Source organism: Photobacterium aphoticum (assembly GCF_001029435.1).
Taxonomy (GTDB): Bacteria; Pseudomonadota; Gammaproteobacteria; order Enterobacterales; family Vibrionaceae; genus Photobacterium; species Photobacterium aphoticum.
In genome coordinates this window covers 233992-256960 of sequence record NZ_LDOV01000022.1, presented here as the reverse complement: position 1 = coordinate 256960, position 22969 = coordinate 233992, and the positions used below count along the sequence as shown (strand labels likewise).

17 protein-coding genes are annotated in these 22969 nt (G+C 47.4%); 8 read left to right on the top strand and 9 right to left on the bottom strand.

Features of this window, described 5'->3' with window-relative positions:
- The first annotated feature begins 425 nt into the window (after positions 1-425).
- The 3 genes from ABT58_RS13000 to ABT58_RS12990 are packed head-to-tail and all read left to right on the top strand — an operon-like array spanning position 426 to position 7048.
- The gene (locus tag ABT58_RS13000; RefSeq protein ID WP_146147189.1) at positions 426-3629 is read left to right on the top strand and encodes an ATP-binding protein; all 3204 of its coding nucleotides are present in this window, start codon (positions 426-428) and stop codon (positions 3627-3629) included.
- A 2-nt stretch (positions 3630-3631) separates the two neighbouring features.
- Entirely contained in the window at positions 3632-5398 is a 1767-nt protein-coding gene (locus tag ABT58_RS12995) for an EAL domain-containing protein (protein WP_047874819.1), read from the top strand.
- Between the two features lie 6 nt (positions 5399-5404).
- Positions 5405-7048 (top strand): response regulator, encoded by a 1644-nt coding sequence (locus ABT58_RS12990; RefSeq protein WP_047874818.1) that lies wholly within the window; start codon positions 5405-5407, stop codon positions 7046-7048.
- 228 nt (positions 7049-7276) lie between these two features.
- Here ABT58_RS12990 and cspE (ABT58_RS12985) read toward each other — a convergent pair whose 3' ends face one another.
- Positions 7277-7486, bottom strand: coding sequence for a transcription antiterminator/RNA stability regulator CspE (cspE, locus tag ABT58_RS12985; RefSeq protein ID WP_047874817.1), 210 nt, complete (start codon positions 7484-7486; stop codon positions 7277-7279).
- 481 nt (positions 7487-7967) lie between these two features.
- Positions 7968-8177, bottom strand: a complete 210-nt coding sequence (gene cspE / locus ABT58_RS12980; protein WP_047874816.1) for a transcription antiterminator/RNA stability regulator CspE — start codon at positions 8175-8177, stop codon at positions 7968-7970.
- A gap of 539 nt (positions 8178-8716) precedes the next feature.
- Here cspE (ABT58_RS12980) and ABT58_RS12975 point away from each other — a divergent pair.
- Both ABT58_RS12975 and ABT58_RS12970 read left to right on the top strand, forming a co-directional pair.
- A complete protein-coding gene (locus tag ABT58_RS12975; protein WP_047874815.1) occupies positions 8717-9025 on the top strand; it encodes a DUF496 family protein in 309 nt (102 codons plus the stop codon).
- 197 nt (positions 9026-9222) lie between these two features.
- Positions 9223-10560 (top strand): MipA/OmpV family protein, encoded by a 1338-nt coding sequence (locus ABT58_RS12970; protein WP_047874856.1) that lies wholly within the window; start codon positions 9223-9225, stop codon positions 10558-10560.
- Positions 10561-10667: 107 nt separating this feature from the next.
- Here the strand turns inward: ABT58_RS12970 and ABT58_RS12965 are convergent, their stop codons facing one another.
- The 6 genes from ABT58_RS12965 to ABT58_RS12940 all read right to left on the bottom strand — a co-directional run bounded on the left by ABT58_RS12965 (position 10668) and on the right by ABT58_RS12940 (position 16746).
- Entirely contained in the window at positions 10668-11387 is a 720-nt protein-coding gene (locus ABT58_RS12965) for a DUF3581 domain-containing protein (protein ID WP_047874814.1), read from the bottom strand.
- A 789-nt stretch (positions 11388-12176) separates the two neighbouring features.
- Entirely contained in the window at positions 12177-13946 is a 1770-nt protein-coding gene (locus tag ABT58_RS12960; protein ID WP_047874813.1) for a bifunctional molybdopterin-guanine dinucleotide biosynthesis adaptor protein MobB/molybdopterin molybdotransferase MoeA, read from the bottom strand.
- A complete protein-coding gene (gene mobA / locus ABT58_RS12955) occupies positions 13943-14527 on the bottom strand; it encodes a molybdenum cofactor guanylyltransferase MobA (protein WP_047874812.1) in 585 nt (194 codons plus the stop codon). The genes ABT58_RS12960 and mobA overlap by 4 nt, the downstream gene beginning before the upstream one ends.
- Complete coding sequence (locus tag ABT58_RS12950) at positions 14514-15218, bottom strand: ATP-binding cassette domain-containing protein (RefSeq protein WP_047874811.1); 705 nt, start codon at positions 15216-15218, stop codon at positions 14514-14516. The genes mobA and ABT58_RS12950 overlap by 14 nt, the downstream gene beginning before the upstream one ends.
- A 13-nt stretch (positions 15219-15231) precedes the next feature.
- Positions 15232-15933, bottom strand: a complete 702-nt coding sequence (locus tag ABT58_RS12945) for an ABC transporter permease (RefSeq protein ID WP_047874810.1) — start codon at positions 15931-15933, stop codon at positions 15232-15234.
- A complete protein-coding gene (locus tag ABT58_RS12940) occupies positions 15934-16746 on the bottom strand; it encodes an ABC transporter substrate-binding protein (RefSeq protein ID WP_047874809.1) in 813 nt (270 codons plus the stop codon).
- A gap of 285 nt (positions 16747-17031) precedes the next feature.
- Here ABT58_RS12940 and ABT58_RS12935 point away from each other — a divergent pair, with 285 nt between their 5' ends.
- The 3 genes from ABT58_RS12935 (at position 17032) to ABT58_RS12925 (ending at position 21460) form a co-directional block, all read left to right on the top strand.
- Entirely contained in the window at positions 17032-18531 is a 1500-nt protein-coding gene (locus tag ABT58_RS12935) for a sigma-54-dependent transcriptional regulator (protein WP_047874808.1), read from the top strand.
- Between the two features lie 45 nt (positions 18532-18576).
- Positions 18577-20577: a sensor histidine kinase gene (locus ABT58_RS12930; protein WP_047874855.1), complete on the top strand. Its 2001-nt coding sequence runs from the start codon at positions 18577-18579 to the stop codon at positions 20575-20577.
- 544 nt (positions 20578-21121) lie between these two features.
- On the top strand, positions 21122-21460 hold the full coding sequence (locus tag ABT58_RS12925; RefSeq protein ID WP_146147188.1) for a hypothetical protein: 339 nt from the start codon (positions 21122-21124) through the stop codon (positions 21458-21460).
- A 1-nt stretch (position 21461) separates the two neighbouring features.
- On the opposite strand, the gene ABT58_RS12920 is transcribed toward ABT58_RS12925, so the two are convergent.
- Entirely contained in the window at positions 21462-22712 is a 1251-nt protein-coding gene (locus tag ABT58_RS12920; RefSeq protein ID WP_107204994.1) for a transglycosylase SLT domain-containing protein, read from the bottom strand.
- Positions 22713-22969: the final 257 nt, after the last annotated feature.

The window sequence follows — 22969 nt, the reverse complement described above, 5'->3', positions numbered from 1 at the left end:
CATGGCAGAAAGAGGCAAGGCAGAAAGGGAAATAGATACGCGAATACAAGTGTTTCAGAGAAAAAATGGAAGAACAGGAATGCAATAAAAGGGATTTACAAGTGACGCTGTCACCAATTATTCCGCAACACAAAATAACTAAAATTCCCCACCAGGTGACACGATTCAGCAAAGTGAGAATTATTCCACTTTCCGATATAAAAATTCATGTAATTTACACGAAAACGATATCGTAATGAGTGCATACGCAACTTAATGTAAGAAAGTGTGATCGGAGTAAGTCAGATTATTCCTACATTTGCTGTAATTCATTGATTTTAAATGACTAATTTTGTGGTGTTAAAAGTCGCATTTTCTTGGCATTTGAGAAAATTGGATTTACACTACGGCTCTGTTTTGCGAGCAAAATCACGGTTGGTCATCTGTTGAAACGCCTTCTCACTTTTCTGTTTTTCCTTACTGTATTTCCTGCGTTCTCAGCAGACTATCTCTCCGAAGAAGAACAAGCCTACCTCGACAAAAAGCCACTGTTTAAATTCGGTGTGCTGAAAGAAGCCTGGTTACCGTACTGGGGTGGGGATGTGCCGCCGTTTTCGGGGATCAATCATGATTATGCAGTGGGCTTAAGCAACGAGCTGGGCATTAAGTTTACCTATACCTTCTATAACACGCTGACAGATATGCATCAGGGGGTGGTTGACGGTGAAATAGATGCCATCGTTGGGCTGGGGAAAACGGAACAACGTGAAAAGCTGTTTTTGCTGTCAGATATGATCTACGAAAGCCAGCGTATCATTTGGTTGAGAGAAAAGCGGTTGGTGAATAAATCACGTAGCTCACTGCGCTGGGTGTGTGTGAAAAGTTCGTCTTACTGTGATGCCATTGCTGCGCGTGGATATTCGTCGTTATCGCTGGTGAACACGCCTGAAGCGGCGCAAGAAATGATTGTGCAGGGCTTGGCGGATGCAACCATTCTTAATTACACCTCGCTGTTGTCGACTTTAGGCAAGAACATCGCCGCGCCGGGTAAAGTGGTGTTTGACCGTGATATTGGCGCGCAAGATTACCGCATTATCGTGGCCAAAGATGAGCCGGTGCTGCTGTCGATTTTCAACAAAGTGATTGCCGCTGAGAAAACGGGTAAAACAGAGAACCCGATTAACTCACACAATATTTATACATTGGCGGAACAGGCGAACTTTAACTTCGTGACGGGCGGTAACGATGACGACAACATCGTGCGTTACACCGTAGAAGAAGATGTGTTTCCGCTGTCTTACCGTGATGAAGTGGATGGCTCCTTAAAAGGCTATGTGCATGATCTGATGAAGGTGCTGGATTCTCGTACCTCGCTGGAATTGGTGTATGTGCCTACTCATGGTCAGGATCCGATGGAGATGCTGCGTGACGGTAAAGTCGACATTCTGCCCTATCAGCACATTCTGGATGTGGATGAAGACGATCCTGAGTTTCTGATTTCAGATAAATATTCAACGCTCGAGTTTTTGCATCTGCGTACCAACGAGCCTGGCGATAAGCGCCGTTTGGGTATTCTGGACCGTATGGGAAGTTTTTATAACTTTGTGCGTACCGATGGTCGTTTTGATTCGATCAAGGTGTACACCCGTTACGACAATTTACTGACCGATCTCAAACACGGCGAGATCACCGATATGCTGATTAACAAAGATCTGGTGAACCAGACCTTGCTACTGCATTTCGATACCGATTACGAAGTGATTGAGCCGAGTAAAGAGTCTCGTCTGAAAATGGACATCGGTATGTTTATGCGTGATGAAAGCATCATCATGCATGATTTGATCAACAAGGTGATTGCGACGCTGGGGCCGGAGGAGTTGGAACGTATCCGCTCAATGCACAGCCGCATTACCGTTAACTATGGTTTTGATAAGAACGAAATCATCGCCATGAGTAGCATCACGCTGCTGGGCTTCCTGCTGATTTTGCTGCCGTTGGTGGTTTCTTACCAGAAAGTGAAGAAAGCCAAACGAGAAGCCTTAGAAGCCATTGCGTTGCGTAACCAGTTTTTGGCGGTGGTGAGCCATGAATTGCGTAACCCGTTAGCAGCGATGCTGGGGTTGATGGAAATTCTGTCGAAGAAGATCACCAACGATGACAGCCAGTTATTACTTCAGAATGCAATTAACTCGGCCGATAACCTAAAACATCACGTGAACAATATTCTCGATTTCTCAAAAATCGAGGCCAAGCAGCTGCGATTGGATGTACGTCGTTGCAGCCTGATTGACGAGCTTTCGCCGATGCTGCGTAGCTATGAAGCCAATACCAACGTGAAGTCGCTGGGCTTTGAAGTGAATTGGGTGCCGACACCGTATGTGTACGCCCATATCGATGCATTGCGCTTGAATCAGGTCGTGATGAATTTGCTCTCTAATGCGGTGAAGTTTACCGATAAAGGACAAATTACCGTGAACATCATGACCACCAAAACCGAGCTGCGCCTTGTGATCAGCGATACCGGTTGTGGCATGACACAAGAGCAGTTATCCAGCATCTACTCGCCGTTTGTGCAGGCCGATGCCAGCATCGCCCGTCGCTATGGCGGTACTGGGTTGGGGATGTCGATTGTTCAGAGCTTGATTCAACTGATGCGCGGTCAAATTGAGGTGAGCAGTGAATTGGGTGAGGGGACGACGGTTCGTGTTTCTCTACCGATCAAAGCCGAAGAAGTGGTGATTGATGGCGCCAATAACAAGGTTTATACCAACCATGAGCAGGTCGCGGCGTGGTTAACACAGTGGGGGATCCCATTGGCATCAGAATCCGATGCTGACCATTGGCTGACGGTGGATGATGATGCGGTCAATCTGTTCCCGGATTTACTGCACACGCGGTTATTGCGGTTAATGGATCTCGGTATTGCCTCTGCAGCACATGTGAACAGTCAGCGTTTAAGTGGCCATGTGTTGGTGGCCGATGATGATCCTATCAACCGATTGTTGATTAAACGTCAGCTCACCGAATTGGGTGTGACCGCCACGCTGGTGGAAGACGGCCAGCAAGCATTGGCTGAATTAGAACAACGCGGTGAAGACTATGCGCTGTTGCTGACCGATTGCCATATGCCCAACATGGACGGTTACGAGTTAACCAAGCATGTGAAAAACGGGCAATGGCAACACATGGCGGTGATTGGCTGTACGGCAGAAGATTCACGTATTGCCGTCACCAAAGCGGAGTTAGCGGGCATGGATACGGTGATTTTCAAGCCGTATACCTTAGAAGCTCTGTATCAGGTACTGATTCCACACCTGCAAGTGACAAGACACACCGATGAGAAAGAGACCACTTGGATTGACGATTACCTCGACAGCGAACGTGAGGAAGTGGCCAGCGTGGTGGTAGAGGCAATGACATCAGACATCATGCAACTGATGCAGTCACCTCATGAATACAAATCCATCGCCCACCGAGTCAAAGGGTCGGCCGGGGTGCTGGGGTTACAAGATTTGATCACTTATGCCATTCAGTTAGAGCAGGCCGAAGACGAAGCGGAAGTTGCTCACCACCGACAGAAATTGGTGAACGAAATGACCAAAGTGGTTGCGCAAGCCGAACATTGGCTGCAAGTGAATAAAGCGGATTAATAATGAAAATTCTACTGATCGAAGACGATACTATTCAGGTGGTTAGCCTCAAGCTGAAGATTAAACGCTTGGGTTTTGATGACATTCTGGTGGCAACAAACGGTATTGAAGCGCTAGACATTATTAAATCTCACGCCATTGATTTGGTGTTCTGTGACTTGCGTATGCCGGAAATGGACGGCGTGAGCTTCCTCACCCAGCTGGCAGAAATCAATGCTGAGATGGGCGTGGTGATCCTGAGTGCGGCCGATGAGTCGGTGTTGCAGTTGATCTACAACATGTGCAGCTTGTGTAACTTTAAGTTTGTTGAGGTGATTAAAAAGCCGTACAAACAAGAAGATCTCGACAATGTGTTTGAGCAATTGGCGCTGGTCGATGAGCAGGAAGCCGAAGTTGTTCAGCAGGAAGAGCTGACGGCTGATGAATTGGCGGCGGGCTTTGAATATGGTTTGTTCACCAACCACTACCAGCCACAGTTCCATTTTCAAACTGGCCAAATGGTGGGGGTGGAAGCGCTGGTGCGTTTTGAACATCCGCTGCATGGCGTGATTGGTCCGCATCGTTTCCTGGATGCCATTGAGCGTTTGAACTTGGGCCAAGATCTGTTCTACGTGGTACTGAAAAATGCCGTGGCGGCGATCAGTAGCATGGATACGGACTTGCAGTTGTCAGTGAACATCACCAAGAGCAATCTGGAATCCAATATCTGTGAAGCGGTGTTTGAGGTCTGCGAGATGTATGACTTCCCGCTGCACAAACTGACGTTAGAGATGATTGAGCACGATGTGTATAACGCCTCGATCACCTCTTTGGCTAACCTCGCACGTTTACGCATGCATGGCGTAGGGTTGTCGATTGATGACTTCGGTACGGGATACTCTTCACTGGAACAGTTGGCGCAGCTGCCGTATACCGAATTGAAAATTGATAAGTCGTTCATTAATGGCTTATCGACCAACTATAAAAATCAGCAGATCACCCATTCCTGCCTGATTTTGGCGAACTCGCTGGGCCTGACCTGCGTGGTGGAAGGGGTGGAAGATGAAGAGACGTGGGAATACCTGCGTCATCACGGCGGTGATATTTGTCAGGGCTTTTACACCGGCTCACCCATGACGGCCGATGCCTTGTTAGAGCTGTACTACAAGAACACCAATAAGAAAGTGGAAGCCGATAATCTGTTTGAAGGTTTGCACTGCCTGATTTTGGATAACGAAAGCGTCAGCGGGAAAGCCTTGAAAAAGCTGATGCTGAAAGACTATCACGTGTTCAGTGCCAAGAGCGAAAAGCTGACCCGTAAGAGCATGGATATCGTCAATGGTAACCTGATCAATGCCATTGTGATCAACCAGCACGAAGTGACGGAAGACACCGTTGAGCTGTGTATTTATGCCCGTTCATTAGGCTTTAAAGGCGAGTTCATTTTCCTGGCAGAGTTCAATGCGCAGTGTCCGGAGATGCTGTCGAGTCAGCTAACGGAATACCGTTGGTTGGTAAAAGAAAAAACCCTGAATGAAACGGCCAGCAAGATCGTGAATACGATTCTGCACGGCGAAAACCGCTATGCCATCGACAGTTCAGTGCAAGAAAAACTGTCGAAGCGTGAACGCTTTGTGGCGGATTGCTTGATTAAAGGGCTTTCAAATAAGCAAATTGCCAGCGAGTTGGATATCAGCCAAAAAACGGTTAGCACGTATAAGACGCGTGTACTGACCAAGTGTGGTGTGAAATCGATCATCGAGTTGCTGAAATTCAATAAGATTGAGTGATAAATCATGAACAAGATGGATCTGAAAGAATTAAAGGTGCTGATTGCTGATGATGCACCGATTGTTTTAGCCAGCTTACGTGGCATGTTGATCAAACTGGGTTTTTTGGATCACAACATTTTCCATACCAAGAGTGCACGTTCCTGTATTTTCATGGCGTCACGCGACAAGTTCGACATCATCATTTGTGATTACAACTTTGGTAAGGGATTGAACGGCAAGCAGGTGTTTGAAGAATTCAAGCACTATAAGCTGATCAATGATGATGCGGTGTTTGTCATGATCACCGCAGAGAGTTCATCCTTGATTGTGCGCTCTATTCTGGAGCTGATGCCGGATGAATACATCCTTAAGCCGATTAACATTAATCAGCTTAAGCAGCGTCTGAGTGTCTCGCTACACCGTAAGAAGTCGTTGTTGCCGCTGTATACCGCAGAGACCAATAAAGAGTATCAGCAGGGTCTGAAAGCGTGTGATGAACTGTCACCGTTCTTCCCTGAATACTATTTCACGATTCAGAAGTTCAAAGGGACCTTCTTGCGTCGTTTGAAACTGTATGAAGAAGCGAAGCAGGTTTATGAACAAACCCTGGAAGAAAAACCGGTGGATTGGGCGAAGATTGGCCTGGCGAACGTGTTCATGCATGAAGGCAAGCGGGTAGAAGCGTCGGAAGTGTTGAGTGAGTTGTTGGCGACGTCACCGAACAACATTGGTGCGCGTGTTGAAGCGGCGAACCTCAGCATCATGAACAAGAATATTCCGGAGGCGATTGCCCACCTGAAGGCGGCGAATAAGCTGGTACCGGAACATTCAGAACGTGAGCTGGTGATTTCTAACTTGTGCATTTCGGTGGGGGATTATGCCAGCGCGCTGGAGCGTTACCGTGTGTACATGGAAATCAACAAGGAAACCTACCGTAACTCGATTTTTGCCCGTTTTAACCTGACGCGCATGGTGCTGTTTTCAGCACGCAGCAGCGAAGGGGTGATGCGTGAAAAATTGTTGGCAGAAGCGCGCATGTTGCTCAAAGGCTTGTTTGAAGAAGACAAGAAAGAGCAATATCGCCCTCAGTTAGATTTGCTGGTGGCACATTTATCGATGGAAGAGAAGAAGTTCGTTGAAGCGATCGACATTCTTAACCCGTTGTATAAGAGTAAGCCGTTTAAGCACTTCTATGACCGCTATCATTTCTGTTGGCTACTGAACGTGATGTCTTATGACTCGGAGTTCGCAAAGAGTATTCGTTGGTGTAATGAGTCTCTGGTGAACAATGAAACCGAGATCATCATGACGAGTAAAATCGAGATGGCCAAAGCACTGCAGCAGGTCAATGCCGATAAACAGAAGTGGTTGGAAAGCATGTATCGCATGATCCACAACAAGAAGGACAGCATTCAGGATATGTTGAATATCTATATCCTGATCATCCGCCGTTGTCCGACATTGCGAGCGGTTGCATTGAAGATTGTGATGATTTTATCGCGCTGTTTGCCTCGTACCATGAAAATTGAAGACATTGCGAAATTGCTGGAACACTGCGACAAGATGATCCGCCAGCTGATGACAGAAGAAGAGCGCGAGAGTATGCGTTACGACTTGTTCTATCAAAAGGCGTCTGAGCGTATTGAAGCCCGGGAATATGGCTTCTAACGTCTATTGAGTCATCGTGGGCTAATGTTTCATCTGTGAGTTGTAAACGCTATCTATAAAGCCGTGAGTGTCATACTTGCGGCTTTTTTGTATCTGCTGTCGGCGCTAGCACTATATCAACAACGCTAGAAAAGGGGATGCGGCGAAAGGGAGAGTTTTTAAGGGCAGAAAAACAAAAAGAGCGCTACAAGAGCGCTCTTTCAGAAACTTTACGCGAGGTATCTAAAATTAGATGCGCTCAACGTTAGCAGCTTGAGGACCTTTCTGACCTTGTTCGATGTCGAAAGATACTTTCTGGCCTTCAGCTAGAGATTTGAAGCCTTCGCCTAGGATAGCACGGAAGTGAACGAATACGTCAGCGCCGCCGTTGTCCTGAGTGATGAAACCGAAACCTTTCTCATCGTTGAACCACTTAACGATACCAGTTGCTTTAGACATGTTATGTCTCCTGAATTAAATAAATTTGTATCACGCTTCGAGAGCGTACTTAAGCCATCATAATGTATTACTTATGGACAAAAGAATGTTGAGATCTTCAGGTCAGTCGCTGGATGTAGCGGTGGAACGAAGTTTTCTATTTCAATTTGTGGCATAAATAGGTCTGCATTACAGGCCGTGAAGTATTAGGCCACACGGAGGGGGTGTACGCAAGCAAATACTAGGGAATTGAGTCATTTATATAGCAAAGTGTGACCCAGATAGCAGGCATCTACTGAGATAACCGTGAATATACAAGCTGTTAAGTTAACCTGATGAAAATGCCGGAAGTTAAAGCGAAAAGATCACAATACGCTATCGGTGAGTGGGTATAGGCGTTGTCAGCGTGTTGTGGGGGTGTGAAGTGCGGCTTTGTTTGGTGGAAGACAGAAAGTAAAAAAGGGCTGCAATAGCCCTTTTAACGGAATCTCATTCAGTTGAATCAGATTTTTTCTACGTTCGCAGCCTGAAGACCTTTCGGGCCTTGCTCTGTTTCGTAGCTGACTTTCTGACCTTCGGCTAGCGTTTTGAAACCGTCACCGGTAATGGCACGGAAATGAACGAATACGTCAGCACCGCCGTTGTCTTGAGTGATAAAGCCAAAACCTTTTTCTTCATTGAACCACTTAACGGTACCTGTTGCTTTAGACATGTTGTCTCCTGAATTACTTACATCTGTACACGTGCCAATACCATTTAACTGCATCATGGTGACAATTGAATCCCTTTGTTCCAGTGTAACTTGCAAAAAAGTATGGCCAGATGAAGCGATTCTTGCTCATTGTTGCGTATTGCCAAACACTATTGGTCTTTTCAAGATTAGGCTGGATGATGCTATTTGCAAATACTTTTGTGAGAAAGTGTGGGGATATTCACAGCAATTAGGTTGAAGGCGATCATCATTTGCGGTTGGATTTTCATCGCAAGATTTCAGGATTGTTGATAAATCAAACTATTGCGCGTGGTGATAGCGAGATTGATGGTATGGGAATACTCAAGTGGTGAAAAAATGTGCTGCAAGCGAAAGAGGTATAACCAGCTGCGAAAAGGGTGACCAATGTGCGAGATTCTGCACTACATCAAAGTAATGAGCGATCTTTTTTAATTGGTTAAAATGTGACTTGAGTAGCAACAAAGATTTCTGATATAACGGGATGAGTTAGGTTTTGTAGATTCATAAAAGGAAAAAGAATGAACACTATCCTAGAGCTAGTTCGTCAAACTCGTCGTAAGAACAAGCTGAAGCGTGAGATCCTGGATAACGATCGTAAAATCCGTGATAACCGTAAGCGTGTTGAATTGCTTGAAAACCTACTTGATTACATCAAGGCTGACATGACGCACGACCAGATCGTTGAAATCATCGAAAACATGAAAGGCGATTACGAAGATCGCGTTGACGATCACATTATCATCAGTGCAGAGCTTTCAAAAGAGCGTCGTGAAGTGAGCAAGAGCGTTAAAGATCTGAAAAAAGCGGAAATCGCCTCGCACCACTAATTCGCAAATATTTACAAAAGCCCGATAGTTATCGGGCTTTTTTTTGCGCTTTATTTGTATAAAAGCGCGCACTTTTCTTATGAAATACTCTAAAATTCTCCACAAATAGAAGAACATACCCATACCAGCAATCTGGCTGTATGTATGCGGTAGTCAAGCCGAAGGAATCAGGTTTGTTTAAGCAGTTAGGTTGGTTAATGGGGTGCGCCCCTTTGTTGGTGAATGCAACCGTGTGGGCTCAGTCGGCGGTGGATGACATCGAGACGAATGATAGTGTATCACCCTACACATTACGGGCTGAGCGTGATGGTGAGGCGCCTTGGGGGATTGCCGCCGTTATTCGTGGGGCGAGTATTCCATACGCCACTAAGTCCGTGGTGGAAGACAGCACCGTCTCAACATTTGTGCCGATGATGTTCTATCAAGGCGATCGTTTCTTCTTAAACGGAACGGAAGGGGGGATGTGTCTGTTCCGTAAAGACAAATGGGAACTCAATGCGTTAGTACGGATGCATTTCATTGATATTCCGTCATCGTTTCAAAACCAGATTGGCGGGGACACGGCCGATTTGGGCTTTCAGCTCAAATACAAGTGGGACGATGAGTACTACAGCAAGTTTGATTTGCTCAATGACCCAGAAGGACGCTTCAAGGCGCAAGCTTCACTTGGGGCGGATGTGACCATTGATAACTGGCGGATTCTGCCTGAAGTCAGTGCCATTTTTAAAGGCGATCGCTACAACAGCTATTACTACGGACTGGGATTAGAGCCGATAGATGCGGGCATGGATATTAAAGCCGGTGTCGGGGCGAGCTATCATGTTGCATCCCATTTGTACCTGTTGGGTGGCGGCTTTGTCCGTTATTTTGACGGGAATGTGCGGGATTCACAGATTGTCACTGATGATTGGCAAGGTGAGCTGTTTCTCGGCTTTGGTTTCTTTAATGACCGCAGCAAACCGAAAAAGTCATCCATCAGTACCCGTCCGTATCTTCGTTTAGCCCACGGTTGGGCAACGCCATCCAATATCGGTGATATCTTTGGCGGCAACATGGAAGATGATCCTTACAACAACCAGTTAACGTCGGTCTTCTACGGTCACCCGTTGACGGATGAATTGTTTGGTATTCCGCTGGATATTTATCTGACGCCGGGCTTTGTGTGGCATTGGGAATCAGAAGTACAGAGCAGTATTCAGGAATACGTTATCGCCATTAAGGCGTATTACACCTTCGAATGGCCGGTTAAATGGCGTTTTGGTGTGGCAGAAGGCCTCTCTTACGTCAGTGGCATCACGCACATTGAGCAAGCGGAAATGGACGAGAAAGGCTACGAGCCAAGCCAGTTGCTTAATTATCTCGACTTCTCTGTGGATGTTAATGTGGGGGATTTGATCAATCAGAATTCTTTGGACAATCTGTGGGTAGGCTACAGCCTGCATCACCGTTCAGCGATCTTTGAGAGTGCCTCCCAGTTTGGACGCATCAAGGGCGGCAGTAACTACAATACCTTCTACATTCAGTACGACTTCTGATCGCAGCAGAAAATACGTGCAGATTGAAAGATGACAGACAAAAAAATCCCTATCCTGAGATAGGGATTTTTTGTATTTGTGGGCAGTAAAACCGTCGAGCGAAGGGCTTACGCGGCTTGTTTTGCTGAGAAGTCGATTTTACGCTGGTTAAAACGACTCACCAGATCATCAATGTCATCCTGGCAGTATGGCTTCAGACCGCTGAGCAGCATGCGCTTACGGCCGGTACCCACCACTTCACCGTTTTCAAGGAAGCTGAAGTGCAGGGTCACACTGCCACGCTTACCATCTACGTCAATCTCAGACTTCGTCAGTTCAACCGTCGGTGCAGTCAAATCCAAACGCGTGAAATCGATCTCCATGCTTTCGTAAATCACCAATGGGCGAATTGGGTTAATCATGATCTCTTTTGATTGCATCAACGGCACCATGATGTGCGGGAAGTTCATCCCAGAGAATTGCACATAGCTTTTGGTGACTTGCTCAATCAACGCTGGGTTAGTGGTAATGCTGCCTTCACGGGTGACATGAAGGTATTCTTTGCCGTTGTTGTCTACCACAGCAAAGTCATTGAAGCAGCTGTGAGCCGCTTTGAGTGACATGTTATCGCTGATCATACCAGCGAATTCAAAACGCATCTTTTCACTGATCCCTGCTTTCGCCAGTACTACAGAGAAAAGTAGGTCGCCAGGTACACAGAAGCGCTTGTTGTCTTCGTCATGAATGGGATTGAAGTCGCCAGCGATTTTTTTAGCAAAATGACTCGCTTGCTCACGTGTAAAAGAGAATTCACCATTCTGTTCGGCGTAATAAGATTCTAGAAACATGCTTCACTACTGTCAGTGGGTTAATCAAACTGTCAGCTATTCTACATGAATAGTTCACGATGAATGGTCTAGCCAGTGCATCATGCCGACAGGCACACAACGAGCGTTAATCATAACGCAGATTGCGGAGAAAAAACGCAAATTGTATCGATTAGGGCGGACATTGTTCACACGCTGTCGCAGTGATAAAAAATTGACTTTTTGTGGTTTTATTGATACATCGAAGATTGATTTATGACAATGAATTGCGATTTTTCGATATTTTTTCCATTTTTTTTGCTGATGAGGCACATAGATTTCTGTAATATGGGTCAACTACGGCGCTTAATCGCGAACACTTATCAATAACAATTTTAATAGCGAGTCGTAGTAAACAGACAGCAGGTTGTTCTTTTGAACACGAAGCTAGGTTGCTTTATCTGAGTAGAATACGGTGATTAGGCCATAAGATGGCCGAATCGCAGACTCATCTTCTAGACGTGTAGAAGCTCAGGGACAAATAAAGCAGCACGGAAGCTGCGTAAAAAATAGGCACTCAGCAAATCACGGACTTATTCACCCTGAATGGAAAGGGGGAGTGAGTCAAGGTTTGCTGAGTGCCAAAATATACGCCAGCAGGTTCTGCCTAGCACAAAAAGCACTTGTTCAGTTTTTCTCCTCAACGGGAAACCTGAACAGGTGCTTTTTTGTTTTCAGCGATATAAAAACGCCGATGGCAAATGCGCATCGGCGTTGTTGTGATTGTTGCTGTTGTGGTTATGGCTGTGTGTGATCTGTACAGGATCTACATCAAATGCGGTTGATCAATGGGATCACACGCACTTGTTCACCGATAGCCACTTCAGGTTGTTCTGGCATGATTTCAATCAAGCAGTTCGCTTCACTCATTGAGCGCAGAATGCCAGAGCCTTGTTTGCCTGTACTGCTCACGGTTAAACGGCCATTGGCATCAATGCTGTAGTAACCACGGCTGTATTCTGTACGGCCAGGGCGAGATCGTAGTGTTTCTGTCGCTGTGGCCATAAAGAATGGGGCTTCCCAGTGGATCATGCCCTGCATCTTACGAATCGCCGGTTCAACGAACTGAAGGAATGCCACCATTACGGCCACAGGGTTACCCGGCAGACCAAAGAAAGGTTTGTCTTGAATATGACCAAAGGCCAGTGGGCGACCCGGACGCATGTTGATACGCCAGAAGTTAATCTGACCTAACTTATCCAAAATCGTCTTGATGTAATCCGCATCACCGACAGACACACCACCGGATGACAAAATCACATCCGCTTGTGCACTAGCGGCGGTCAGTGTGGCTTCCAGTGCGGCTTCGTTATCTTCGATGATCCCTAAATCAATCACCTCACAGCCCAGTTTGGTCAACATAGCGTGCAAGGTGTAGCGGTTTGCATCATAGATACAGTTTGGCTTTTGCGCTTCGCCTGGGTGCTGGACTTCATCACCCGTAGAGAAAATGGCGACGCGGACTTGCGGACGAATTGCTACGCGATCCAGACCCAAAGATGCGATCATGCCAAGCTCAGGGGCGGTGATTTGTGTGCCTTCAGTGACAGCAGCCTGACCTAATGCCAAGTCTTCACCGGCCTGACGAACATTTTGACCACGTTTAATGGCACCCATTGAAAGGTTAAACGTGACGCTGTCACCGTCTTGCTGCGCTTGCTCACGCATGATAACGGTATCAGCATGTTGCGGCACTGGCGCACCAGTCATGATGCGTACGGCTTCGCCTTCACCCAGTGGTTGGTCGTAACTGTGGCCTGCCATGACTTGTGCAACGACATGGTAGCTGTCGCGGCCGATATCATCACCACGAATGGCATAACCGTCCATTGCTGAGTTGGTGTGCTGAGGCACATTTACCGGTGACAGAATGTCTGCTGCGACAATTTGTCCCAATGCGTCTTTTAGCGCCACATCCACGTGTGTGCTTGGTGGGACAATCTGGGCCAATATTTTGGCACGTCCTGCTGCCACTGACAGCATGCCAGAGGCATCGATATCGCTGCAGCTGAGTGTTTCTGCTGCCTCTTGCTTGGCAAAGTTCACCACGAAATCGGTGAGTTGCTCAAGATTGTTGATGTCCATTTGTGGCAGATCGGTGGGGGCAGGGATGTTAGCAGCAACGGCAATGATGTTACTGTCATCGGGGTGTAGCCATGGTTTACCGATCTCTTCACGGTGCAATTCAATTTTAGGGAAATCGAGTTTCTTAAAGCCTTCCACCAAAATCAGATCAAGGTTGTTTTGATCCAACTTTGCGATTAATTGCGGTAGGGTGGTTTCGTCTTCTGGCGTTTCAGTGACCAAGGCATGGCGGTAGCGAGAAGAGACCAGCATTTGACCCGCACCGGCTTTACGCAAGCGGTAGCTGTCTTTGCCTTCTTGGTCGATATCAAAGTTGTGATGCGCGTGTTTGATGACAGCAACGCGAATACCGCGCGCCACCAGCAAAGGCAACATGGCTTCAAGAGTGGTGGTTTTGCCGGTACCGCTCCATGCGGCAAACCCCAGCAGGGGCAAAGAGGCTTTAATGTGGCTCATAAATCTTGTCCGAATTGTTGGAGTTCTTCTGGCGTATTGAGATTAACGAACGCGTTCGGTTGGTCACTGAAGTCAACGGTGATCATATTGCATTGCTTATAGAGCAGAATGATCTTGCGGTCACCGTTAGCAAGAAATTGTTCAAGTTTCGGTAGGATACGGCGGTTAACCAAAGTCACCACCGGTTGAATGTGCTCACCATCGTGGGCAACGGCAATGTCAGTGTCTTCCGAACACGCTGCCGCCATACGTGAGACTAAATCCACCGGTAAGCGTGGACAGTCACAGGGTACAAAACCGATCCACTCATCCTTCAAGTGGTGCAGGGCAGCGTGCATGCCACCCAATGGACCCGGGTAGTTTTCGATATGATCGCCAAACACATCGCCATACTGGCGATAGGTGTCCTGATTACGGTTGGCATTGATGGTGATTGCAGACGTTTGTGGTTTCAGCGTGTCAATCACGTGTTCCACCATTGCGCGTCCGGCCAGTTGTACCAGGCCTTTATCATTGCCACCCATACGGCTGGCTTGTCCACCAGCCAAGATCACCCAATGTGTATTTTCAGGCATAGGCATAGGTATTTTTGTCCTCGTCTACCAATTGCAGATCAGCGCGTTCAATGAGTTTTGAATCGGAGATGGTCCACTGGCGGCGGCACAGGTCGGTTAAGGCATTTTTCTGATGGCTGGTGATCACCAAACTGGTGCCACGCTCAATCAGATCTTTACACAACACCACAAGGCGTTCGATGGACTCAGGATCCAAGCTCGCGCTGGATTCATCCATCAACAATACGCCTGGTTTTAACACCCATGCGCGAGCCATGGCCACTCGTTGACGCTCCCCGCCGGATAACACGGAAATGTGTTCATCGGCTAAGGTTTCTAACCCTACCATACGAAGGGCATTGATGGCTTCTGTTCGACGGTGACGGCGGTTGCCGACGCTGAATTTTAAACCATAACAGACATTATCGAGAATGCTGCCGTCAAACATGTATGGCGTTTGGTGCATATACACCACACCACTGTTACTTTGGGCGCAAAACAGACGACGCAGGAACGAATGTTTTGCCAAATTAATGGTGCCGGTAGTGGGTTTTTGTAATCCGCTCAACACTTTTAACAGCGTGGTTTTACCGACGCCGTTATCCCCGGTCAGGTAGACCGCATCCTGTGGGCCAAGAATAAGCTGAGGAACATGAAACAGTAGCCGATCCTTGAATCTTACTGACAGGTCATGCGCCTGAATCGAGAGTTGTGTCATCAATATCTCCGGCTTAGTTAGTTCGCAAGTGGGCTTTGCCACGCGCCACAGATAAGAAAAAGTTTAGTCCTAACGCCAAAATCAGTAGCACCATTCCCAGTGCGACACCTTGCGCAAATGCGCCTTTCGAGCTTTCCAGTGCGATGGCCGTAGGGATATTACGGGTCGAATTTAAAATGTTGCCCCCTACCATCATCGAACAACCCACCTCAGTGATCACTCGGCTAAATGCCGCGATAATCGCTGCCAGTAGCGGAAAGCGACATTCCCACATTAGGCTGAAAAACGCTTGCGGTAAGCTGGCCCCTAATGTGAGGGCGGTTTCCCAGGCACGGCGGTCACTGTTTTGAAAAGCCGCATGCATCATTGACACCAAGAGCGGGAAACAGATTAAGATCTGGCCCAGAATCATGGCTTGCTGGGTAAACAGCATTTTCCAGTCGCCCAACGGGCCGGCTCGGGACAGCAGCATGTATAGCAGCAGGCCGATCACCACCGTCGGAATCGACTGGAAGGTATTCATTAAAGACAGAACGAGCCATCGCCCCGGGAAAGTCCCGTAGGCGAGGGCGAATCCCATCAACATCGCTGGCACCAGCACAATGCCAATAGCCAGCAGTGAGACAGAAAATGAAACACCGACGATCCCCCAGAGGGCGGCATCCCCGCTAAACAGCAGTTGGATCGCCTGGTGTGTGGTTTGCCATATATCCATTTATTGAGAAATAGCATCCGCAACAAATAGCTGTTCGCCATGTCGCTTGTAGTTGTTGATCATGGTTTGTGCTTTGGTGTTCACCAACCAGTCGCTGAATGATTTTGCGCCCTGGTAGTTGATGTCTGGGTAACGGCTAGGGTTCACCAAAATTACTTGGTATGGGTTAAACAGACGAGGATCACCTTGCAGCACAACCTTAAGGTCTAGTTTGTTCTGGTAAGCCAACCATGTACCACGGTCAGTGATGGTGTAGCCTTGTAGTTCAGACGCCATGTTCAGTGTTGGCCCCATGCCTTGGCCGACAGCTTTGTAACCGCCAAAGTTTGGTTCCATCTTTGTCTGTGCCCATAGGCTTAGTTCTTTTTTGTGCGTGCCTGAATCATCGCCACGAGACACGAAGGTTTCGTTGTCATCAGCAATGGTTTTTAGCGCTGTTGCCACGTCCTTCATACCAGAAATGTGCGCTGGATCAGCCTTTGGACCGACCAACACGAAGTCATTATGCATGAGCTTGCGAGGAAGTACACCGTAACCTTCTTCAACGAAAACAGCTTCTGCTTTTGGTGCGTGCGTCATCACCAGATCCACGTCACCGTTTTGGCCCATACGCAGTGATTTACCGGTACCGGCTGCCAGTACTTCAACGTCGTAGCCTGTGTCTTTTTTGAATTCAGGCAATAGGTAATCCAACAGACCAGAGTGGTAGGTGCTGGTTGTAGTTGCTAGGCGAACCGTCATGTCCTGAGTAGCTTGAACAGCGGTGGCAGAGAAAAGCGCGATAACAACGAGTGTCGATTTGAGTAATTTCATAGGTCTTCCTGACTTAGCGTCATTTGAGTGATACACGAATTTACAGTTCACGCTGTGTCGATGAAGGCCAGACACAACGTAAAGATACCGTGCCTTAAGCAATTCGGATGCCAATTTGGCATTTCTGGCGAAAAGTCACAAAATGATATTTCTAATGTGATGATTTTAAATGCTTTATACGTGTATGGCTAGATGGGATCACGAAACAGAAATAAACTCCTTTGACATATAACATCGCCGTGAGACAAAATGTCCCACCCATAAACATAGTTAAAAACCCTATTTATGTCTGATAATGCGGCAATGACATGGTCAGCGGTCTCGGTGCTGGTAGTCGATGATGAGCCAGGGATGCGTGCCATCCTGAAAAAAGCCTTAAGTAAACAGTTTGCCCAAGTGGATGTGGCTGGCAGTATCGAGGAAGCAGAAGAGCTGCGTAAGCGCTGCCATTTTGATTTGCTGATCGTTGATATTAACTTGCCAGGGCGCTCCGGTATTGAATGGCACGAAGCCTTTGATCCGTCAACGCGACGCAGTGATGTCATCTTTATGACCGGCTATGCGGATTTAGATACCGCCATTCGAGCCCTGCGTGCGGGTGCCTCCGATTTTATCCTCAAACCGTTTAACCTTGAGCAGATGATGCAATCGGTACAGCGTTGTATCGAGCGCCGTATGGTTGAACGTCAGAATTTTGCCCTGCAGCGCGATGTTGAGCGTACCTATCCGGTTGATATTATTGGTGATGCACAGAGTACGCTCGCCATGAAGAAGTTAATCACTCAAATTGCTCCGTCGATGGCGGCGGTGTTGGTGGAAGGGGAATCCGGTACCGGTAAAGAACTGGTTGCGCGTGCCTTGCACCAATTAAGTAAGCGCAGTGGTCCGTTCGTGCCATTGAACTGTGGTGCAATTGCGCCAGATTTGCTGGAAAGTGAATTGTTTGGTCACGTGTCGGGCGCCTTTACCGGTGCGAAGAAAGGCCGTGAAGGTCTGTTCCGTGTGGCCAATAACGGGACCTTGTTCTTAGATGAAATCGGTGAAATGCCGTTGGCGATGCAGTCATCATTGCTGCGCGCCTTAGAGCAAAAGGCGATTCGTCCTGTCGGCGCAGAGCGTGAAGTGCAAGTGGATGTGCGCATTGTGGCTGCGACTAACCGTAATCTGAAGCAAGAAGTGGAAGAAGGGCGTTTCCGTCGCGACTTGTATTATCGCCTGAATGTATTGACCATCGAATTGCCGTCGTTGCGTGACCGTCTGGAAGATATTCCGGCTTTGGCCCACCATTTTACCCAACAGTTAGCCAAAGATTTGGGAGCAAAACCTGTCAGCTGGACTCACGAAGACATTCAAGCCATGCAAGCTTATGACTGGCCGGGTAACATCCGTGAACTGCGTAATATGATGGAGCGATGCCTGCTACTGGGTAAGCCACCCGCAGACTATTGGCATGAGCTCGCCGGTGATGCTGCGCCATTGCGCCCTGTGGCGCCAGTATCTGTGGAACAAGAACAAACGGAGAATGTTGATGTTGTGCGTGAGCCGGGCGATGACGGTAAACGTCCGTGTAAGTGTCACGACAACGATAATGAAGCGGAAACCTATTGTTACCCGAGTGACTGGACACTGAAAGACGTGGAAAAAGCTCACATTATGCAGGTGGTTGATACCCATGAAGGCAACAAGTCGGCAGCGGCACGTCAGCTTGGTGTCGCCCGTAAAACACTTGAGCGTAAATACAAAGAATGGGCTGATGAGGCGGTATCAACCGTCGAGCAGGATTAAACCGTGAAACAGTTTATCGCGATGTGGATCCGGCGTTTTCGTACCATGGTGCGTTACCGCCTGCTGATGCTGACGTCGACACCGATCATCATTACTCTGTTAGCGTTGATTGCGCTGACCATGTATTGGACGGTGATGTACACCTGGCAAAGCGCATTGATGAACGTGCGTGCCGACTTGGCCGTGGCGCATCACAGTATGGAGCTGCTGCAAAAAGAGCAGCGCATGCGGTTGACGGCGCTGACGGAGTCGTATGATTTTCAGCATATTATGCGTAAGCATGAAAATGATCTGATTGACTGGGTGAAAAAGCAAACCGGCCATTACGATCTCGATTTTGTGGTGATCCATCCGGCATCGGCGTTGGGGGAGTTCTCCAAAGAAAATCGCCAATTGTTGATGGCAGGCAAAGAGCAGACCTTTTTCCAGACGTTAGAAGCGTATCAACTCTATCAATTGAACCCTGACTTGCCGGCGATGGCGCAAATTCCATTGCTTAACGAGCAAGGGGTAATGTCGCGTGGATTAGTCAGCCGGAGTTTGATCCCGATTTTCAATAAAGAAGGGCAGCTGCAGTGGATTGTTGATGGCGGTATGCTGTTGAACAACAGCACCTCATTGGTCGATCGTATTCGTGATTTGGTGTACGCGTCAGATACCTTACCGGAAGGCAGCATCGGTACTGTGACACTGTTTATGGACGATATTCGTGTCAGTACGAACGTACCATTGGACAGTAAGCGTCTTAATGGTCGTGCGATCGGTACCCGTGTGTCGAAAGATGTACACGATGCAGTCTTAGTACGCGGTGAGCACTGGGTGGATCGTGCCTTTGTGTACGATGATTGGTATGTGTCGGCCTATGAACCATTGAAAAACAAAGAAGGTGACATCATTGGTATGCTTTATACCGGTTACCTTGAATGGCCGATGATCAAAATCTACCTGACCAATATTGTTGAGTTAGGCTTTGGTATTGTCGCGGTCTTGCTGCTTTCTGGTGTAATTGTGTATCGTGGCGCCCGTGATCTGTTCCGCCCGATTGAAAAAATGCACCAAGTCGTTTCGGCAGTGCAACTCGGGTTAGATCGCCGTATCGGCTGCATGAACTTAACCGATGGGCATGAGTTGCAAATTTTGGGACGCCAATTCGACACTATGTTGGATCAGCTGCATCAGCGCAATGAAGCGATCAAACAAGCGGCGTTAGAGCTGGAAGACAAGGTCAATGATCGTACCCAAAGCCTGCATGAGAAAACCCATGAACTGGAACAGCACATTAAATTGTTGAATCAGGCGCGGACTAAGTTGGTCAGCAGTGAAAAGCTGGCCGCATTAGGGGAGTTGACGGCGGGCATTGCCCATGAAATCAATAACCCAACTGCTGTGATTCTCGGAAACGTGGAACTGTTGCAGTTTGAGCTGGGTGCTGAAACCGAACGCGTGCGCGAAGAGTTAGATGCGATTCATGAGCAAATTGATCGTATCCGTAATATTACGCGCAGTTTGTTGCAGTACAGTCGTCAGGGCGGCGTGCAGGATGAAGTCACCTGGCAGCATTTGAATCCGCTGGTGGAAGAGAGTCTGACGTTGGTGCGTACCGGTACCAAGAAAATGGACGTGGAAATTCACGCTGAACTCAATGCGCGTTGTTGTGTGGAAGTGAATCGTCACCAGCTCTTGCAGGTGCTGGTGAATTTACAGATGAACGGTGTACACGCCATGGATGATGCCGGTGTGCTGGAGGTGAAAACCGAAGACTGGCTGGATGAAAACGATCAGCCGATAGGGGCGAAAGTGATTATAGCTGACCACGGTTGCGGTATTCCTGCTGAGAACATGCAACGTATTTTTGACCCGTTCTTTACCACGCGCCGCAGCGGCACTGGTCTGGGGTTGTCAGTGAGTCAGGGGATCATTACCGGTATTGGTGGTGAAATCACGGTCACGTCGACACAAGGACACGGCGCAACGTTCACGATTTTCTTACCAGAAAAAGCCACATCGGGCAGCAAGTTGACGTTAGAGTTGGAAAGTATTTGCTAGCGGTAATACGGCGAATAGCGACCATGAAATAGACACAAAAAAGGCATGATAGATTCATGCCTTTTTTACGTTTGGATAAGAGATAAACAGAACACGTGGATAGACTCTTGTTATCTGCCTCTTCTCTTGATCGCATTAACACGGAGTGGCGTGTTACATGAAACCAAGACCAAAGAGCATGAAGACAAAACCGACTAAAGCGGTGCGTGTGATGATACCTGTATGAGTTGGATTGATCATTTCTTGATGCTGCATAGGCGTCCTTATGTGACAGTATGATGAAAGTAAGATTAATTTCTTAATTTAAATTGTAGTTCAAATTTCTCATAATTCGGACACTAAAAATGTGATGGTATCCTTTTTTTTCATGTTATTTATGAAAATATCGCGTTTGATTACCAGCACACACGGCAGAAAAGGAAGGCATACATTGAATACTGCCCCCCTGAAGGTACGATTCATAGGCTAGGGATAAATGAGAGATATCTAAGTTCTTAAGATATTTTTCCTATACTAAAAGAAAAGCTATTCAGGGGTGATGGGAATGAAGTTACTTTTATTAATGTTTGGGGTCGCATTGCAAATGGTGGCCCTGTACGTCGCCTTTTATTCAGACATGGATGGCAACATCTATTTGGCCACACTTATTTCGGTGGCGGCAATGTCATGTATTATGGTGATCCGCAGCTTAATTGCGCCCGTGTGTCTCTTATCAGGTATTTTGGTCGGGTTATCGTTGTCTCACAATGATTCAGATCTCGTTGTATTATCCTCGTTAGAAAAGCAAGCTATGAACGCCTTATCGATAGAGGCTAAGCAAGACTCTCAGCCATCATCACAACCTTTCACCCAAGAGGCATTTTTCACGCCAGAGAGTGAATAACTCACTCTGGGATAAGAATTTTCTGCCCGGCAAAGATGTAGGAGTGGGACAGGTAATTCACCTGCTTAATGACATCCACAGAGGTGTCATTGAGACTGGCAAGTTGATTGAGTGAATCCCCGGCTTGAATGTCATACACCATAAAACGGTATTTAGTGACACGTTTAGATTTCTCATTTTCATAAAATTTCGTTCGATGTGTGACCGGGAGCAATATTTTGTTCTCGGTTTTCTTCATCGTGTATCCACCGGTATAACCGGGATTTAACTGATACAGTGTTTTGCTGGACATTCCCGCATAACCCGCCAAATGTTTTAAGCGAATACGCTCCTGAATCACCACTTCTTCCACCTGAGGTTGCGCCTTAATACTGGCAAAATGCAGATCATACTTCTCTCTTTGTTTCACCAATTCTGCCATGGCTAATAATTTCGGCACATAGTGACGGGTTTCACGGGGTAATTTTAACGCCCAGAAATCGGTTGATTTTCCCATTGCACGATTTTGTTTAATGGCATTGCGCACTCTGGCCCCACCTGTGTTGTAGGCCGCAATCGCATGGAGCCAATTGTGGTCAAATCTTTCATATAAATATTCCAACAGATCTAATGCCGCTTGTGTCGAGGCCACAATATCCCGTCGGCCATCGTACCCAGGCACAATGGTGAGCCCGAAGGTTTTGCCGGTGGGGGCGGTGATTTGCCATAACCCGGCCGCGCCTTTGTGGGAATGGGCAAATTGGTCAAAGCTGCTTTCTACAAAGGGCAGCAAGGTTAATTCAATGGGGAGGTTGCGCGCTTTTACCTGTTCATAAAGGTAATAGAGAAAAGGTTCGGCACGGGCTGTAACGACTTCAATGTGATAAGGGTTGTTAATAAACCACCGTTTGTGTTGACGAATTCGGCGGTTGTTAGGAACGTGCATCGAAAATTGTGCACTCAGTTCATCCCATAACTCCGGCGGTTCAGTATTGAGCAATGGGGGCAAGACCGTTGCATGGCTGGTATGAGTCTGCAAGGTTTCATGGTTGCCCGTGGCAATATAGCGCCCCTTGAATTGCTCGCTGGAAATGGGGCAGCGGTGATTGATGGTCGCGACGGACCATTTGTCGGGCAGGGATGAGGACAGTGCATCGGTGCGTGAATGGACGGGAGGTTGGAGTACATGAGCCTCTTCCATATTGGGCGAGATGTTCTGGCATCCTGCAATAAATATAACGACACTGGCTAAAAAAACATAAGGCACGATCATAGAAAATGGCAATCAATCATCAGGTTGTTGATACAGATGCAATTTATTTGCGCTTGTTGAAAGATTAGCAGTGAAATGCGCAGATGCCGTAATTCTGACGGTGATCTAGCCGTCTATCTTCAATGCAACACACTTCTCTGAGTCTTGAGATTCGGCTTATGCGCGATACAGATCACGTGAGAAACGGGTGCTTTCGTGAAGTGGATCGCGCGAACTATGTAAGCGTTTTGTCAATTTTTTCAATCTTTCGTCATGCA